The sequence below is a fragment of the Rossellomorea oryzaecorticis genome (assembly GCF_045897515.1).
Classification (GTDB): Bacteria; Bacillota; Bacilli; order Bacillales; family Bacillaceae_B; genus Rossellomorea; species Rossellomorea enclensis.
Window position 1 is genome coordinate 218,824 of sequence record NZ_JBJOSA010000002.1, and the last position, 16,760, is coordinate 235,583.

Below are 16,760 nucleotides of genomic sequence, written 5' to 3' on the forward strand. Positions count from 1 at the left end.
AAGTAGTTTGCTTGTTTAGACAGGGGGAAATCTACGATGAAGTACAAAAGTGTATTTGATATTATCGGTCCTGTTATGATCGGACCATCAAGCTCCCATACTGCAGGGGCTGCTCGGATCGGAAGGATTGCACGCAACCTTTTCCGCCGGGAACCAAAGTGGGTCAAGATTTCATTTTACGGTTCTTTTGCGAAAACGTACAAAGGACATGGAACCGACGTAGCGATCATCGGGGGAATCCTGGATTATGATACGTTTGACGAGCGCATCATCCATTCAATCGATCAGGCACGGAAAAAAGGGATCAGAGTCAAATTTCAGGAAGAGGATGCCGTAACGGATCATCCGAATACTGCGCGTATACAAATGGGCGATGATCAGGGTGAATTGGATCTTGTCGGCATCTCGATAGGAGGCGGAAAGGTGGAAATCATCGAATTAAATGGTTTTGAACTGAAACTGTCAGGTCATCACCCAGCCATACTGGTAGTCCATGATGACCGCTTCGGTGCGATTGCATCCGTGTCCAATATTCTTGCCAAACATAAGTTGAACATCGGTCACATGGATGTTTCCAGAAAAGAGAAAGGCAAAATGGCACTGATGACCATCGAAGTGGATCAACCGATAGATGAAGCTGTAATCGAAGAGATTACATCACTCTCCAATATCACACAGGTAACAAGGATCTCAGATTAAATCATTATTTTTATGAGAACGTTTACATCATCATTGTAAGGGGGTTTCTATATGTTTAGAAATGTTGCCGAGTTAATCGAACTGGCGGAAAGTCAAGATAAAAAAATATCGGACATCATGATTGAACAAGAGAAAGAATTCACGGGGAAATCATTTGATGAGATTTATGCCCAAATGGAAAAGAACCTGGAGGTCATGGAGCAGGCTGTGGCACGCGGACTGGAAGGTGTAAAATCACATTCCGGACTGACAGGCGGAGATGCTGTCCTCCTTCAGAAATATATTGAAAAAGGGAAATCTTTAACAGGAGACACAATATTGGATGCTGTAAGCAAAGCCGTTGCTACAAACGAAGTAAATGCAGCAATGGGAACAATATGTGCCACTCCCACAGCAGGTTCAGCCGGGGTTGTTCCGGGTACTTTGTTTGCTGTGAAAAACAAATTGAATCCGTCTAAAGATGAAATGGTGAGATTCTTATTCACTTCCGGTGCTTTTGGTTTTGTGGTTGCAAACAATGCATCAATATCAGGGGCTGCCGGTGGGTGTCAGGCTGAAGTGGGCTCGGCAAGCGGAATGGCTGCGGCGGCGATCGTTGAAATGGCAGGCGGTACGCCGAGTCAATCTGCTGAAGCGATGGCCATTACGTTGAAGAATATGCTTGGGCTGGTGTGTGACCCGGTAGCAGGATTAGTGGAAGTCCCATGTGTAAAACGAAACGCCATGGGGGCCGCCAACGCAATGGTTGCAGCGGATATGGCACTTGCAGGCATCACCAGCCGCATCCCTTGTGATGAAGTGATTGATGCTATGTATAAAATCGGTCAAACAATGCCTGTCGCCTTGAGGGAAACGGCACAAGGGGGATTAGCCGCAACACCTACCGGCAGGGAACTTGAAGCGAAAATTTTCGGGGTTTCTCTGAATAAACGTGAAGATTCCTAAAGAAGGACTGACAATCCAGAACGTCAAGGGGATTGGCGAGGAAACTGCTTTGCAGATGAACCAGATGGGGATATACACGGTTCTGGATTTGTTGGAATACCTGCCTTATCGATTTGAGGATTACAGACTGAGAGATTTAGAGGAAGTTGCACATGACGAGAGAGTCACGGTCGAGGGGAAAGTTCATTCCGAACCTTCGCTCATGTATTTTGGAAGGAAGAAATCCAGGCTGACAGCAAGGCTGCTGGTGGGGAGATACTTGATTCAGGCGGTATTCTTCAATCAGCCGTATCTGAAAAAGAAAATAAATCTTCATGATACCGTCACTGTGACGGGGAAATGGGATAAAAACAGACAGGTCATAACCGTACAGCATTTCACGGGAGGTCCCCACAACAAAGACGGGGACTTCGAGCCTGTTTATTCATTGAAAGGAAATATTAAAAATCAAACCCTTAGAAAATTCATAAAGAAAGCTTTCGATGATTATCATGAGATTATTTCTGAAAATCTGCCTGACGCCCTCCTTGAAAAATATAAGTTGATGAGCAGGTCGGATGCCCTTTATCAAATGCATTTTCCGGCTTCTCCCGCTGACATGAAACAGGCGAGGAGAAGATTTGTTTATGAGGAATTTTTACTGTTCCAGCTTAAAATGCAGGCACTGAGAAAATTCGAGAGAGAACATTCAAGCGGGATGGCCCAGCATTACGATGTAGAGAAGATCAAAGCATTCACGGATTCACTCCCGTTTCCTTTAACCGGGGCGCAAAAAAGAGTGGTGAATGAAATTTCCGCTGATATGAAGTCACCTTTCCGGATGAACAGGCTTCTTCAAGGGGATGTCGGATCAGGTAAGACTGTTGTGGCTGCTATCGCTTTGTTTTCCTCCGTGACAGCGGGCTATCAAGGGGCTCTCATGGTTCCCACCGAGATACTGGCCGAACAGCATGCAGATTCGATGAGTGAACTTTTGACACCTGCAGGATTATCTGTTGCGCTGCTGACCAGTTCCGTCAAGGGGAAAAGAAGAAGACTTCTTTTGGAAAAATTGAAAGAGGGAGAAATTGATATCCTCATCGGTACCCATGCGCTGATCCAGGACGACGTTGAGTTTAAGTCATTGGGTTTGGTCGTCACCGACGAACAGCACCGCTTTGGTGTCAATCAGAGGAGGGTGTTGAGAGAAAAAGGGGAAAGCCCGGATGTCTTATTCATGACGGCCACCCCTATCCCGAGAACCCTTGCCATCACGGTCTTCGGTGAGATGGATGTCAGCATCATAGATGAAATGCCGGCGGGAAGGAAAGAAATCGAGACCTATTGGACAAAGGCAGATACTCTTCCCCGTGTCCTTGCCTTCATGGATAAAGAACTTGATCAGGGCAGGCAGGCGTATGTGATCTGCCCGCTGATAGAGGAATCGGACAAACTCGATGTCCAAAACGCGATCGATGTCTATAATCAGCTCCTTGTTTATTTTGAGGGGCGCTATAAAGTCGGACTCATGCACGGCAGGCTGCACCCTGAGGAAAAAGAGGATGTAATGAGACAATACAGTTCAAACGACATTCAAGTCTTGGTATCCACTACAGTTGTAGAGGTAGGGGTGAATGTTCCGAATGCCACGTTCATGCTTATTTATGATGCTGAAAGATTCGGTTTATCACAGCTTCATCAGCTGCGCGGCCGGGTTGGCCGCGGTGAAAGCCAATCCTATTGCATCCTATTGGCTGAACCGAAGACAGAGGTCGGTAAAGAGCGGATGAAGATCATGACAGAGACCAATGACGGCTTTGTCCTTAGTGAAAAGGACCTGGAACTTAGGGGGCCGGGTGATTTCTTCGGTAAGAAGCAAAGCGGGCTGCCTGAATTCAAGGTAGCGGATATGGTGCATGATTATCGTGCGTTGGAGGTTGCAAGGGACGATGCCCAAGCATTGATCAACTCTAAGGATTTCTGGGAAGATCCCCGGTGGGAGCAGCTTCGTTTGTTCTTGTCGGAATCAGGTGTAATGAAAGGTGAAAAGCTGGACTAGTAAGGCAGATTGTGAGATTAATTCTTGCAATCTGTTTTTTTAGATTATATACTACTATTAGTACCTAGTACTAATAGTGGACGGTGTTGAAAAATGAGACTTTCGAAAAAAGAAAGACAAGCGAACCTATTAGAAACAATTAAAGAAAATCCGTTTATAACTGATGAAGAATTGGCGGATAGATTCGGTGTCAGTGTTCAGACCATCCGTCTTGACAGGATGGAACTCTCTATACCCGAACTTCGTGAACGCATTAAGAACGTTGCAGAGAAATCTTTTGAAGATGAAGTGAAGTCCCTTCCTATTGAAGAGGTCATTGGGGAAATAATTGATATAGAATTGGATGAAAGTGCAATATCTATTTTCGATGTGAAGACTGAACATGTCTTTGTACGGAATAGAATTGCAAGGGGACATCACCTGTTCGCACAGGCAAATTCCCTTGCAGTTGCAGTCATAAATGATGAACTTGCTTTGACGGCCAAGTCCACTATCCGGTTTACCCGCCCTGTTAAAGAAGGCGAAAGAGTGGTGGCGAAAGCAAAGGTCTTACATATTAAAGATGAAAAAGATCGTACAATGGTAGAGGTACAAAGTTATGTCGGAGGAGAGCTCGTTTTCAGGGGTGACTTCGAGATGTACCGTTCCAAAAAATCAGAAAAGGATGAAGCATAGATGAAGTTAGCCGTTGATGCAATGGGCGGAGATCATGCTCCTAAGGAAATCGTCCTCGGTGTAAAGAAGGCCCTGGAAGAATTTCAGGATATTGAAGTTCTCCTTTACGGTGATGAAAATAAAATCAAAGAGTGGCTGCCTTCACATAAGCGATTGACGATCGTACATACAGATGAAGTGATCGAAGGCACGGATGAACCTGTGCGAGCAGTAAAAAGAAAGAAGAATTCATCGATGGTCTTGATGGCACAGGCTGTAAAAAACGGGGAGGCTGATGCGTGCATTTCCGCAGGGAATACAGGCGCGCTGATGACAGCCGGATTATTCATTGTGGGAAGGATAGATGGAATTGACCGTCCTGCCCTTGCCCCGACCCTTCCGACGCTTGACGGGAAAGGCTTCCTGATGCTTGATTTGGGGGCGAATGTGGACGCAAAGCCTGAACACTTGGCTCAATACGCCATAATGGGAAGTATCTACGCTGAAAAAGTAAGAGGCATTGAACAGCCGCGGGTCGGCCTGTTAAATATCGGGACTGAAGATAAGAAGGGGAACGAGCTGACGAAGAAAGCGTTCAGTTTGATGAAGGCTGCTCCTGTTAATTTTATTGGAAATGTCGAATCAAGGGATCTATTGGAAGGTGCCGCAGATGTGGTGGTCACCGACGGTTTCACGGGGAATATGGTACTGAAAACAATTGAAGGCACCGCCCTTTCGATTTTTTCCCTGCTTAAAAAGACGCTTACTTCTTCCATTAAGAATAAAATCGCTGCCGGTCTTGTGAAAAATGATTTGAAGGAACTGAAAGGCATGCTTGATTATACAGAATATGGCGGAGCCGGTTTATTCGGTTTAAAAGCCCCTGTCATCAAAGCCCACGGTTCTTCAAATGAAGTTGCTCTGTTCAATGCGATGAGACAAGCAAGGGATATGGTAAAGAAGGACGTTTCAAATACAATCAAGGAAGCTGTAAAAGGAGGAGAAGCACATGAGTAAAATCGCATTTGTTTTCCCGGGTCAGGGCTCTCAGACAGTCGGAATGGGGAAGGAACTGGCCGAAAAGTATCCAGAGGTTGGAGGTTACTTCAAAAGAGCGGATGAAAAGCTTGGGGATGACCTTTCCTCTATTATCTTTGAGGGACCTCAGGAAGAATTGACTCAAACGACGAATGCTCAGCCGGCATTACTGACAACAAGCGTGGCGATACTGGACAGGCTGAAATCAGAAGGAATCACAGCCGATTATACAGCAGGCCACAGTCTTGGTGAATATTCTGCACTGGTTGCAGCCGGTTCCCTTTCTTTCGAAGACGCAGTTTACGCAGTGAGAAAAAGAGGGGAATTCATGGAAGAAGCCGTTCCGAGCGGTCAAGGTACGATGGCTGCAGTTCTTGGCATGGACAGAGATGTGTTAAAATCAATCACGAACTCCGTAACTGAAGAAGGTCATTCTGTTGGACTCGCCAATCTCAATTGTCCGGGACAGATTGTGATTTCAGGGACTGTAAAAGGAGTGGAAGCCGCTTCGGCACGTGCAAAAGAAGAAGGTGCCAAAAGGGTCATCCCTCTTCAAGTGAGCGGACCTTTTCACTCAGAATTAATGAAGCCGGCCGCTGAAAAATTCATTTCAATCTTAGATTCGATTGAAATCCATCATGCAGATAAGCCTGTTATCGCGAACGTTACGGCATCGCCTGTGTCAGAAGCAGAAGAGATCAAGCGTTTGCTGATTGAACAGCTGTACTCCCCGGTGCTATGGGAAGATACGGTTGAAAAGTTATTGGAACTTGGTGTGGATACTTTTATTGAAATTGGTTCGGGTAAAGTATTATCAGGTCTCATCAAAAAAGTGAATCGCAGGGTTAAAACTTACGCGGTCCAGGATGAGGCTTCCTTGACTGAAACGATTGCAAAGTTAAAGGAGGAAGCGTAAATGAAGTTGGAAGGAAAAGCGGCACTTGTTACAGGTGCATCCAGGGGGATCGGAAGAGAAATCGCGCTGGAGCTTGCCCGTGAAGGTGCCAAGGTTGCCGTCAATTATTCAGGCAGTGAAGCGAAGGCAAATGAAGTGGTCGATGAAATAAAAAGCATGGGCGGAGAAGCTTTTGCCGTTCAGTGCAATGTAGCTGACGGTGAGTCTGTCCAAACCATGGTGAAAGAAACCATCAGCCAGTTCGGGTCACTGGACATCCTGGTGAACAATGCAGGAATTACGAAAGATAATTTATTGATGCGCATGAAAGAAAGTGAATGGGATGACGTTATCAATATAAACCTGAAAGGTGTGTTCCTTTGTACCAAGGCGGCAACCCGCCAGATGATGAAACAAAGAAGCGGACGCATCATTAACATCTCATCTATTGTAGGGGTGAGCGGTAATCCAGGGCAAGCGAACTATGTGGCTGCCAAGTCAGGTGTCATCGGTTTGACGAAAACCGCTGCCAAGGAACTGGCGCCGCGTGGAATCACGGTGAATGCAGTTGCGCCCGGCTTTATTTCAACAGACATGACCGATGAGCTGCCTGAAGATGTACGCAGTGAAATGTTGAAACAGATACCATTGAATCGCATGGGAGATCCCAAGGATATAGCCGGAGTAGTAAGCTTCATTGCCTCGGATGCATCTTCTTACATGACCGGACAGACCCTTCATGTTGACGGCGGAATGGTGATGTAACCCGATTTGTGCCAATGCAAAATCAGGAAAATGATTAAATTCCGCGGATATGCTTTTCATTCCGGGTGGAAATACTCTATAATACCTTGAGGGGAGGTGACAAAAATGGCAGAAGTATTAGATCGTGTAACAAAAATCATTGTTGATCGTCTTGGTGTAGATGAATCTCAAGTAACTCTTGAAGCTTCTTTCAAAGAGGATTTAGGAGCTGACTCCCTAGATGTAGTTGAGCTTGTTATGGAACTTGAAGATGAATTCGACATGGAAATTTCTGACGATGATGCTGAGAAAATTGGCACAGTGGGTGACGCTGTGAACTACATAAAAGCAAACGCATAATCGTTCAGTTGAATGCAGGCCATTCAACCATTTCAAACTTGGCAGAATTCCTCTGCCAAGTTTTTTGTCTTTAATCAGATCTCATTGTTTGCGAGCAATAAAGTTTTTTAGTAATAAAGTGTATCCAGCTGTTGATTGGAGTGCAAGACGAAGACTCCTATCAGAGAAGCGGAAGGGCTTTGCTCAGAGGCGTGTGGCATAAGACGAATCGGCCTAGAAGGCGTTCTTTGCCTTCTTGGTCGGTTTGGCTTATGACATGTGCCTCTAAGTCCTGCAGCTAGACAGTTATACCATGGGAACGAGTGAGGAGGCTCACGGGCTGCCCGCGGAAAGCGAAGTCTTGCACGGAAATCAACATCGGCAATTAAGAGAACTGTTGATTTAAATTAACTTTTGATTATTTGTTTTATTTATCATAAACTTGATAAGTGTATATTTGAGAACCTATAGAGCAAGGTGGAGTGCTTTATGCGAAAGCATAGTAGAAACAAAGGAATGTCAAAACAAAAAAACGAGCTGAAATTCAAGAAATTCCAAGAAGAAATCGGAATTAAATTTCAGGATGAAAAACTTCTGAAACAGGCATTTACTCATTCATCCTATGTGAATGAGCATCGCAGAAAACCTTATGAAGACAACGAACGCCTTGAGTTTCTTGGCGATGCGGTGCTGGAATTGACCGTATCCCAATTCCTCTTCAAAAAATACCCGATGATGTCAGAAGGTGAATTAACCAAGCTGAGGGCCGCCATTGTTTGCGAACCCTCATTGGTGAAATTTTCAACAGAAATGAACTTCGGTGAGTTGATCCTCTTAGGCAAGGGAGAAGAGATGACCGGCGGAAGGGAAAGACCGGCACTGCTTGCTGATGTTTTTGAGGCATTCATCGGGGCGGTTTACCTTGACCAGGGCCTTGATACTGTAATCGGCGTTCTTGAAAAAGTTGTCTATCCTAAAATAAATATCGGTGCTTTTTCTCATGTGATGGATTATAAAAGCCAACTGCAGGAATTCGTACAAAGAGGGAATGCAGGCATGATTGAATACGGGATCCTCGAAGAAAGCGGCCCCGCACATAATCGGCAATTCATATCCCGTGTCTGTCTTAATGACCAGGAACTGGGGATAGGGAAAGGCCGCTCAAAAAAAGAAGCGGAGCAGCAGGCTGCTCAAAAAGCGCTTGAAATGCTAAAACAAAAGCTAGACGTAAAATAGGGGGAAAGAAGATGTTCCTCAAACAACTGGAAGTAATGGGGTTTAAGTCTTTTGCAGAAAGAATATCGGTAGAATTCGTACCGGGTGTCACGGCAGTGGTCGGACCGAACGGAAGCGGAAAGAGTAATATCATCGACGCGATCCGCTGGGTTTTGGGAGAACAGTCTGCCAAAAGCCTCCGCGGATCAAAGATGGAAGACGTGATCTTTGCAGGGAGTGACTCAAGAAAAGCACTGAATATAGCTGAAGTCACACTGGTGCTTGATAATGAGGACGGGGCACTCCCGATCGATTACAGCGAAGTAAGCGTGACTAGAAGGGTTTTCCGTTCAGGTGACAGCGAATATCTCTTGAACAAGCAGCCATGCAGGCTTAAGGATATCATCGAGTTATTTATGGACTCCGGGCTTGGAAAAGAAGCATTTTCCATCATCAGTCAGGGGAAAGTGGAAGAAATATTAAATAGTAAGCCGGAAGAAAGAAGAACCATCTTTGAAGAAGCTGCCGGTGTGTTGAAATATAAATCAAGAAAGAAGAAAGCTGAATCGAAGCTGTTTGAAACACAGGAAAACCTGAATCGTGTAAATGATATCCTTCATGAACTGGAGGGCCAAGTGGAGCCGTTGAAAATCCAGGCTTCGATGGCAAAGGATTATCTGGAAAAGAAAGAGGAACTTGAGAAATTCGAAGTGGCACTTACCGTCCATGATATCGAGGATTTACATAAACAGTGGGAAAGTCTTAGTGTGGATTTCGAGAGACACGGAAATGAGGAGCTTGCGCTTTCTTCACGTGTACAGAAAAAGGAAGCAAGCCTTGCCCAAACCCGCGATAAAATTGCGGCGCTGGATGAATCGATCACTGGCCTTCAGGAGATTTTGCTTTCAACAAGTGAAGAACTGGAAAAGCTGGAGGGAAGGAAACAGGTCCTGATCGAACGCAAGAAAAATTCTTCTTCCAATGAAACTCAACTAAAACAATCGATTGTTGAGACACAAGAACAATTGGAACGACTAACCCTGGAGAAAAAAGAATTGGTGGAGAGTTTCAAAGAAGTTGAAAGTGAAGTCTCCGGCCTTAAACAGCAGCTGACTTTGAAGCAGAGCCAGCTCAAACACTACAGCGAAAACATCGAAGAAATCATTGAGTCCTTGAAAAGCGATTATATTGAAAAGTTGAATCAGCAGGCCTCTGCCAAAAATGAAATTCAGTATCTTCAGCAGCAGCTTGAGCAGCAGTCAAGCAGAAGCGGGCGATTAGAAGCCGAAAATGAAAAGTATGTTCAACAGAGAGACGAACTTGAGAAAATTCATAAAGAATTAGCGAAGGAATTGCAGATTCAAAAAGAAAAGTTAGATGAACATATCCTTTTATTCAGAGAAGAGAAAAAGAAGCTGGAATCCGTTAAAGCGAAGTATGAAAAACAGGAAAAAACACTCTATCAGGCATATCAGTACCTACAGCAGGCCAAATCACGGAAAGAAATGCTTGAAGAGATGGAGGATGATTACTCCGGTTTCTTCCAGGGAGTAAAAGAAGTATTGAAAGCCCGTGATGGCGTCCTGACTGGAATAGAAGGTGCGGTAGCAGAATTGATCCAGGTGCCGAAGCAATATGAAACCGCGATGGAAACAGCGCTGGCGGCGTCCATGCAGCATATCGTAACTGCAACTGAAGAAGACGGCCGCAAAGCCATCGGTTACTTGAAGAAAAACCAATACGGACGCGCGACTTTCCTTCCGATGAATGTCATTAAAGGAAAATCAGTTCCTGAAAGTCAGCTCGCTATGTTAAAAGGGCATCCCTCGTTTGTTGGGGTCGGCTCGGAACTCATTGGTTATGATTCAAGGTTTGGGACAATTATGTCTAATTTGCTTGGTAATGTCCTGGTCACAAAAGATCTAAAAGGAGCAAATGAGATTGCCAAACTGGTTCAGTACCGCTACCGGCTTGTCACGCTGGAAGGGGATGTTGTCAACCCTGGAGGATCGATGAGCGGGGGGACCGTAAAGCAAAAAAAGAACTCCCTTCTTTCGAGAAAAGGCGAATTGGAAGAAATGAAAGAGAAGCTATCGGTAATGGAAACGCAGACGGAAGAGCTTCAAACACAAGTGAAATCCTTGAAGGAAGAGAGTTCTTTCAGAGAAAAGAAGCTTGAGGAAATGAGAATATCAGGTGAGCGTCAGCGTTTAAAAGAGCAGGAACTTCTCTCTCAATTAAGGGAAAATGAAATGTCCAGGCAAAATATGGATGAACGATTGTCTCTTTACGATCTCGAGAAAAAAGACTATACATCTGTCAAAGAAAAGCATGACTCCAGAACAAAGGAATTAAAGGATTTCCTAAATGAAATCCAAATTGATATAAAAGAACTGGATGAAAGAATTGAAGACTTGACGCTTCAAAAGAATTCAGATCGTACGTCCAAAGATGCGATCTCGTCTGAAATAAGCGATTTAAAAGCAGTGTTGGCTGCCCGAAATGAACAGCTCGTCAATACAAGGAATCAACTGGAGCGTGTAAAAGGAAATTCAGCTGATACTGAAAAAAGGATTAATGCATTAAAAGATGATCTTCAGTGGCTCCAGACAGAAATGAAGGACAATTTTTCCGGCGAAAATCAGCTGGTGGAAGAGGCAGAAAGATGTGCCGTGCATAAAGCCGAGACGACGGAACTTATATCCATGCGCCGTGATGAACGGTTAAAACTCCAGCAAGCTGTCGAAAGTGAAGAGCTCGATTTGAAAGAATTGAAGCGTCAGCACAAAGGACTTGTGACTGCGCTTAAAGATGAAGAAGTTAAAATTAACCGTCTTGATGTAGAGCTGGAAAACCGTCTGGATCATTTAAGAGATGAGTATATGCTTTCATTTGAAGCTGCAAAGAATGATTATCCGCTTACAATCGAGGTGGAAGAAGCGCGCAAGAAAGTAAAGCTTGTCAAATTGGCTCTTGAAGAGCTTGGTACGGTGAATATCGGTGCGATCGATGAATATGACCGTGTAAAGGAGAGGTATGATTTCCTTTTGGAGCAGAAGGAAGATTTGACCGAAGCGAAAGACACTCTGTATCAGGTCATCAATGAGATGGATACAGAGATGATCAGGCGTTTCGACCACACTTTTTCTGCAATCCAGGTAGAATTCGAGGGAGTCTTCAGAGAACTCTTTGGAGGGGGGCGTGCGGAGCTGAAACTGACGGATCCGTCAGATCTCCTTCATACGGGTGTTGATATTGTCGCACAACCTCCGGGTAAGAAACTTCAGAACCTCGGCCTTATGTCCGGAGGGGAAAGAGCATTGACTGCGATTGCTCTCTTGTTCTCGATTCTGAAAATCCGTCCTGTGCCTTTCTGTATTTTGGATGAAGTTGAAGCAGCGCTCGATGAAGCGAATGTTCAGCGATTCAGCCAGTACCTGAAGAAGTTCAGTGACGATACTCAATTTATTGTCATCACCCACCGTAAAGGGACCATGGAAGAAGCGCATGTCCTATATGGGGTGACGATGCAGGAGTCCGGTGTATCCAAGCTTGTATCCGTAAGGCTGCAGGAGACACATGAATTACTTGAAACTTAATAGGCGAGGTGTTACAAATGAGCTTTTTTAAAAAACTTAAAGATAAATTCTCTCAATCAAGTGATAATGTAACAGAAAAATTTAAAGACGGTCTGAGCAAAACCCGTAATAACTTTACTTCCAAAGTGAACGATCTTGTGGCCCGTTACCGTAAAGTGGACGAAGACTTCTTCGAAGAGCTGGAAGAAATTTTAATCGGGGCGGATGCCGGCTTCGACACTGTAATGGAACTGGTAGATGAGTTGAAAATGGAAGTGAAGCGGCGGAACATCCAGGATACCGAAGAGATCCAACCGGTAATTTCGGAGAAGCTGGTTGAAATCTATCACGGAGATAATGATGATGATAGTTCATTGAATATCCAGGAGAATGAGCTTACTGTCATTTTGTTTGTCGGAGTGAACGGTGTGGGTAAAACCACAACGATCGGAAAAATGGCTCATATGCTCAAGAGGGAAGGAAAGAATGTGGTCCTTGCAGCTGGCGATACCTTCCGAGCCGGAGCGATCGAACAATTGGAAGTCTGGGGCGAAAGAGTCGGGGTGCCTGTCATTAAACAGGCTGCCGGAAGTGACCCTGCAGCGGTCATGTTCGATGCCGTTCAATCGGCCAAGGCCAAAAAAGCGGATGTTCTGATCTGTGATACGGCCGGACGACTGCAAAACAAAGTTAACTTGATGAAAGAGCTGGAAAAAGTGAAGCGGGTCATTGAAAGGGAAGTGCCGGGTGCACCCCATGAAGTCCTGCTTGTCCTTGATGCGACCACGGGCCAGAATGCCATGATCCAGGCCAAGACATTCAAGGAAGCTACAGATGTTTCAGGGATAGTCCTTACAAAGCTAGACGGAACGGCAAAAGGCGGAATCGTCCTGGCCATCCGCAACGAACTCAACGTGCCGGTTAAATACGTCGGCCTCGGAGAAAAAATGGACGACCTCCAGCCATTCGACGCAGAAAAGTATGTATACGGCCTATTTTCAAACCTTGTTGATAACGAAGAAGAATAAAATTCAGAGAAAAGCAGCTGATACTAAAGCTGCTTTTCTTTGTGTCAGTATTTTGTTGGTAGATTCCATGCATCTATATTTCTCTTAGCTGTTGATTGAATTTCGAGACGAAGACTCCGTAAGTATAGTTTTTAGAAAACTTTCTTGCTATGCATAGAGGCGCATGTCATAAGTCAACTCGGCCATACGACTTTTAGGAAGCCCGTCGGATTTTTTATTTGCTCAGTCCCCTGCGGCTGGTCCCTCGAGGTCACAAGCTAAAACTAATATAAGTTGCAATCCATTATTCAGGATGAAACTGTGAAAATTTATCATATTCAAAACCGCTTCCAGCGATTGATTGGAGTGCAAAATGTAGACTCCTGCGGGAAAAGCGTGTTAGGTGAGACTTGTCTAGCTACGGCGGCTAGAGGCTCGAGGTCATAAGTCAAGCAAGCCAAAAAGGCAAAGAGCGCCTTTCCGGCTAGCTCGCCTTATGCCACCCGCCTCTGACCAACGCCCTTCCACTTTTCTAACCCGCAGGCAAAGCCGAGGAGGCTCACCAACCGCTGAAAGCGAAGTTTTGCACGGGAATCATTAGCGGTGTTTAGAAGACTAATTAAAATAAAACAATTCAAAAATATAGTCCGAAACCTTGACAAAAACGCGCAGAATCTGTATTCTTCATATGTAAAGGTTTTTCACTTAACAAGGAGGGATATCGTGTTAGAGAAAACAACGAGAATGAACTATCTCTACGACTTTTATCAATCTTTGTTAACCCCAAAGCAAAGAAGCTACATGTCCCTCTATTACCTGGACGACTTCTCACTGGGTGAAATCGCTGAAGAATACGGGGTTTCAAGACAAGCTGTCTATGATAACATCAAACGTACGGAAGCGATGCTGGAGGAATATGAAGAAAAGCTTTTATTATTTAAGAAGTTTCAAGAACGCAACGAGATTCTTGCTCAATTAAGAAAAAGTATAGAAGACTCATCAATTGATTCTTCTGTCTGTCTGAAACTCATTGATGAACTTGAAATATTGGATTAGGAGGCGGCATGAATGGCATTTGAAGGTTTAGCCGACCGACTGCAAGGTACAATTCAAAAAATCCGCGGAAAAGGAAAGATTTCTGAAGCGGACGTTAAAGAAATGATGCGTGAAGTTCGTCTTGCGCTTCTCGAAGCGGACGTTAATTTTAAAGTGGTTAAGCAATTTGTTAAGAAAGTAAGCGAACGTGCTGTAGGGCAGGAAGTCATGAAAAGTCTTACGCCCGGCCAGCAGGTCATCAAAGTGGTGCAGGAAGAGCTTACTGAATTAATGGGCGGGGAACAGAGTCAGATTGCCGTGGCTAAGAGGCCTCCTACCGTCATCATGATGGTTGGTCTGCAGGGTGCCGGTAAAACGACCACCACTGGTAAACTTGCAAACCTGCTCCGGAAGAAACATAATCGCAAACCGCTTCTTGTAGCGGCAGATATCTACAGACCGGCTGCCATCAAACAGCTGGAGACAGTCGGAAAGCAGTTAAGCCTGCCTGTCTTCTCTTTGGGGGATCAAGTTAGTCCGGTTGAAATTGCGAAGCAGGCGATCGAGAAAGCAAAAGAAGAGCATCATGATTATGTACTCATCGATACCGCGGGCCGTCTGCATATTGACGAAAACCTGATGGGAGAATTGAAGGAGATCAAGGAACTTTCAACTCCAGATGAAATTTTCCTCGTTGTCGATGCGATGACAGGTCAGGATGCTGTCAATGTGGCACAAAGTTTCGACGATGCCCTTGGCATCAGCGGCGTCGTATTGACCAAACTTGATGGTGACACCCGGGGCGGGGCGGCTTTATCGATCCGCTCAGTCACGCAAAAACCGATCAAGTTCGTCGGTATGGGTGAGAAGATGGATGCACTCGAACCTTTCCATCCGGAACGAATGGCTTCCAGGATCCTCGGCATGGGTGATGTCCTGTCATTAATCGAAAAAGCACAGGCTAATGTCGATGAAGAAAAAGCCAAAGAACTGGAACAAAAGATGCGTACCATGTCTTTCACATTTGATGATTTCCTTGACCAGCTGGGACAGGTAAGACAGATGGGTCCTCTCGATGAATTATTGAAAATGATGCCGGGAGCGAACAAGATGAAAGGCCTGGACAAGCTGCAGGTCGATGAAAAGCAGATCAGTCATGTTGAAGCGATCATTCAATCGATGACTAAGAATGAAAAGATTCATCCTGAAACCATCAATGCAAGCCGCCGTAAACGGATTGCAAAAGGAAGCGGTACATCCATTCAGGAAGTGAACCGTCTTCTGAAGCAGTTTGAAGACATGAAAAAAATGATGAAACAAATGAGCGGCATGCAGGGAAAAGGGAAGAAAAAAGGGATGAAGTTCCCATTTATGTAGGCTATTCCGTTCAATTTTTGCAAAAAAAATTGAACTGTTAAGAAAAAACACTTTACAAACAAAATACACATTTGATATCATACTAACTTGTGTGAAACTATTCGGAGGTGCTTTAATAATGGCAGTAAAAATCAGATTAAAACGTATGGGAGCAAAAAAATCTCCTTTCTATCGTATCGTAGTAGCAGATTCACGTTCACCACGTGATGGACGTCAAATCGAAACAGTTGGAACTTACAACCCGGTTGCTAAGCCAGCTGAAGTGAAAATCGATGAAGAGCTTGCTCTTAAATGGCTTTCAAATGGTGCTAAACCATCTGACACAGTTCGTAACTTATTCTCAAAACAAGGCATTATGGAAAAATTCCACAATGCTAAGAACAGCAAGTAATCGATCAAATCGATGAAAGATCTTATTCTAACGATTGTGCAGCCCTTGGTCGACCGTCCTGAAGATGTCCGTATCGAAATGGAAGAAGGTTCAAACGGAATAACCTATAAGTTGTCCGTGCATCCTGAGGACATGGGAAAGGTAATCGGGAAGCAGGGGAGAGTAGCTAAATCGATTCGAACTGTGGTATATGCTGCAGCAGGATCTTCACAACAGAAGAAAATCTTCTTGGAAATAGTTGAATAACCGCTGATCAATGCGTTTCAACTTTAACTTGGAGAACAGGGGACTGACCCAAAAGGTTCATAAAGCCTTATCAAGTCAGTCCCTTTTTTCATATCCAAAACGAGACTCCCTAAGAATAAGCCCTTTTCACCAAGACATCTCTGGGGGTGAAATAAGGAGGGACGATAGTTGAATATTTTACATACGATCACCGTGAAGCAAGTGCTGACTTTAAGAACGAAAGAAGACCTGAACAAACGCTATGAAGACCAAAAGTTCCAATTGAAGCGGGAACATGAACAGCTTCAATTTGAATGGAAAAAAATTGAACGCGCGAAGAAATATCCTTCTCAAAAACTCAGCCAGCATTTTCAAAAGGAAATGGAAGAAAAACTTGAAAAGATCAAGCTTTTGGATTTTCAGCTGGAGCAGCTGGCCATCCTGCCGATCGGCAGTGAATTGAAAGAAAAAGAAGTTCAAGGTATGATTGATATTCAAGTTGGTGACAATTGGGATGAAGCGGCATTGTCTAAAACAATCATCGTAGAAGATGGAATTATAAAAGAAATTCGGTAACAAC

The 16,760-nt window shown here is 44.5% G+C and carries 16 protein-coding genes; all 16 read left to right on the forward strand.

The genetic code is table 11. The annotated features are described in order from the left end of the window. The first annotated feature begins 36 nt into the window (after positions 1-36). Positions 37-699, forward strand: a complete 663-nt coding sequence (gene sdaAB / locus ACKA06_RS03245) for an L-serine ammonia-lyase, iron-sulfur-dependent subunit beta (protein WP_032088872.1) — start codon at positions 37-39, stop codon at positions 697-699. 51 nt (positions 700-750) lie between these two features. Next, positions 751-1,644 (forward strand): L-serine ammonia-lyase, iron-sulfur-dependent, subunit alpha, encoded by an 894-nt coding sequence (gene sdaAA / locus ACKA06_RS03250; RefSeq protein WP_032088871.1) that lies wholly within the window; start codon positions 751-753, stop codon positions 1,642-1,644. After that, on the forward strand, positions 1,631-3,682 hold the full coding sequence (gene recG, locus ACKA06_RS03255) for an ATP-dependent DNA helicase RecG (RefSeq protein WP_411159003.1): 2,052 nt from the start codon (positions 1,631-1,633) through the stop codon (positions 3,680-3,682). Before sdaAA ends, recG begins: the two co-directional genes overlap by 14 nt. A gap of 93 nt (positions 3,683-3,775) precedes the next feature. After that, on the forward strand, positions 3,776-4,357 hold the full coding sequence (gene fapR, locus ACKA06_RS03260) for a transcription factor FapR (RefSeq protein WP_198257770.1): 582 nt from the start codon (positions 3,776-3,778) through the stop codon (positions 4,355-4,357). Beyond that, complete coding sequence (gene plsX, locus ACKA06_RS03265; RefSeq protein ID WP_411159004.1) at positions 4,358-5,353, forward strand: phosphate acyltransferase PlsX; 996 nt, start codon at positions 4,358-4,360, stop codon at positions 5,351-5,353. After that, positions 5,346-6,290, forward strand: coding sequence for an ACP S-malonyltransferase (gene fabD, locus ACKA06_RS03270; protein WP_198257768.1), 945 nt, complete (start codon positions 5,346-5,348; stop codon positions 6,288-6,290). Before plsX ends, fabD begins: the two co-directional genes overlap by 8 nt. Next, the gene (fabG, locus tag ACKA06_RS03275; RefSeq protein ID WP_032088866.1) at positions 6,291-7,034 is read left to right on the forward strand and encodes a 3-oxoacyl-[acyl-carrier-protein] reductase; all 744 of its coding nucleotides are present in this window, start codon (positions 6,291-6,293) and stop codon (positions 7,032-7,034) included. Between the two features lie 105 nt (positions 7,035-7,139). Continuing rightward, positions 7,140-7,373: an acyl carrier protein gene (acpP, locus tag ACKA06_RS03280; protein ID WP_032088865.1), complete on the forward strand. Its 234-nt coding sequence runs from the start codon at positions 7,140-7,142 to the stop codon at positions 7,371-7,373. A 468-nt stretch (positions 7,374-7,841) separates the two neighbouring features. Continuing rightward, positions 7,842-8,588: a ribonuclease III gene (rnc, locus tag ACKA06_RS03285; RefSeq protein ID WP_032088864.1), complete on the forward strand. Its 747-nt coding sequence runs from the start codon at positions 7,842-7,844 to the stop codon at positions 8,586-8,588. A gap of 11 nt (positions 8,589-8,599) precedes the next feature. Continuing rightward, positions 8,600-12,166, forward strand: a complete 3,567-nt coding sequence (gene smc, locus ACKA06_RS03290; protein WP_214874009.1) for a chromosome segregation protein SMC — start codon at positions 8,600-8,602, stop codon at positions 12,164-12,166. A gap of 17 nt (positions 12,167-12,183) precedes the next feature. After that, positions 12,184-13,173: a signal recognition particle-docking protein FtsY gene (gene ftsY / locus ACKA06_RS03295; RefSeq protein WP_411159005.1), complete on the forward strand. Its 990-nt coding sequence runs from the start codon at positions 12,184-12,186 to the stop codon at positions 13,171-13,173. A 702-nt stretch (positions 13,174-13,875) separates the two neighbouring features. Continuing rightward, positions 13,876-14,208, forward strand: a complete 333-nt coding sequence (locus ACKA06_RS03300; RefSeq protein ID WP_032088861.1) for a putative DNA-binding protein — start codon at positions 13,876-13,878, stop codon at positions 14,206-14,208. A 12-nt stretch (positions 14,209-14,220) separates the two neighbouring features. Continuing rightward, positions 14,221-15,564, forward strand: coding sequence for a signal recognition particle protein (ffh, locus tag ACKA06_RS03305; RefSeq protein ID WP_032088860.1), 1,344 nt, complete (start codon positions 14,221-14,223; stop codon positions 15,562-15,564). Positions 15,565-15,682: 118 nt separating this feature from the next. Further along, on the forward strand, positions 15,683-15,955 hold the full coding sequence (rpsP, locus tag ACKA06_RS03310; RefSeq protein WP_032088859.1) for a 30S ribosomal protein S16: 273 nt from the start codon (positions 15,683-15,685) through the stop codon (positions 15,953-15,955). A 12-nt stretch (positions 15,956-15,967) separates the two neighbouring features. Beyond that, complete coding sequence (locus ACKA06_RS03315) at positions 15,968-16,201, forward strand: KH domain-containing protein (protein ID WP_032088858.1); 234 nt, start codon at positions 15,968-15,970, stop codon at positions 16,199-16,201. Between the two features lie 168 nt (positions 16,202-16,369). Next, positions 16,370-16,756, forward strand: a complete 387-nt coding sequence (locus tag ACKA06_RS03320) for a YlqD family protein (protein WP_214874011.1) — start codon at positions 16,370-16,372, stop codon at positions 16,754-16,756. Positions 16,757-16,760 lie beyond the last annotated feature (4 nt).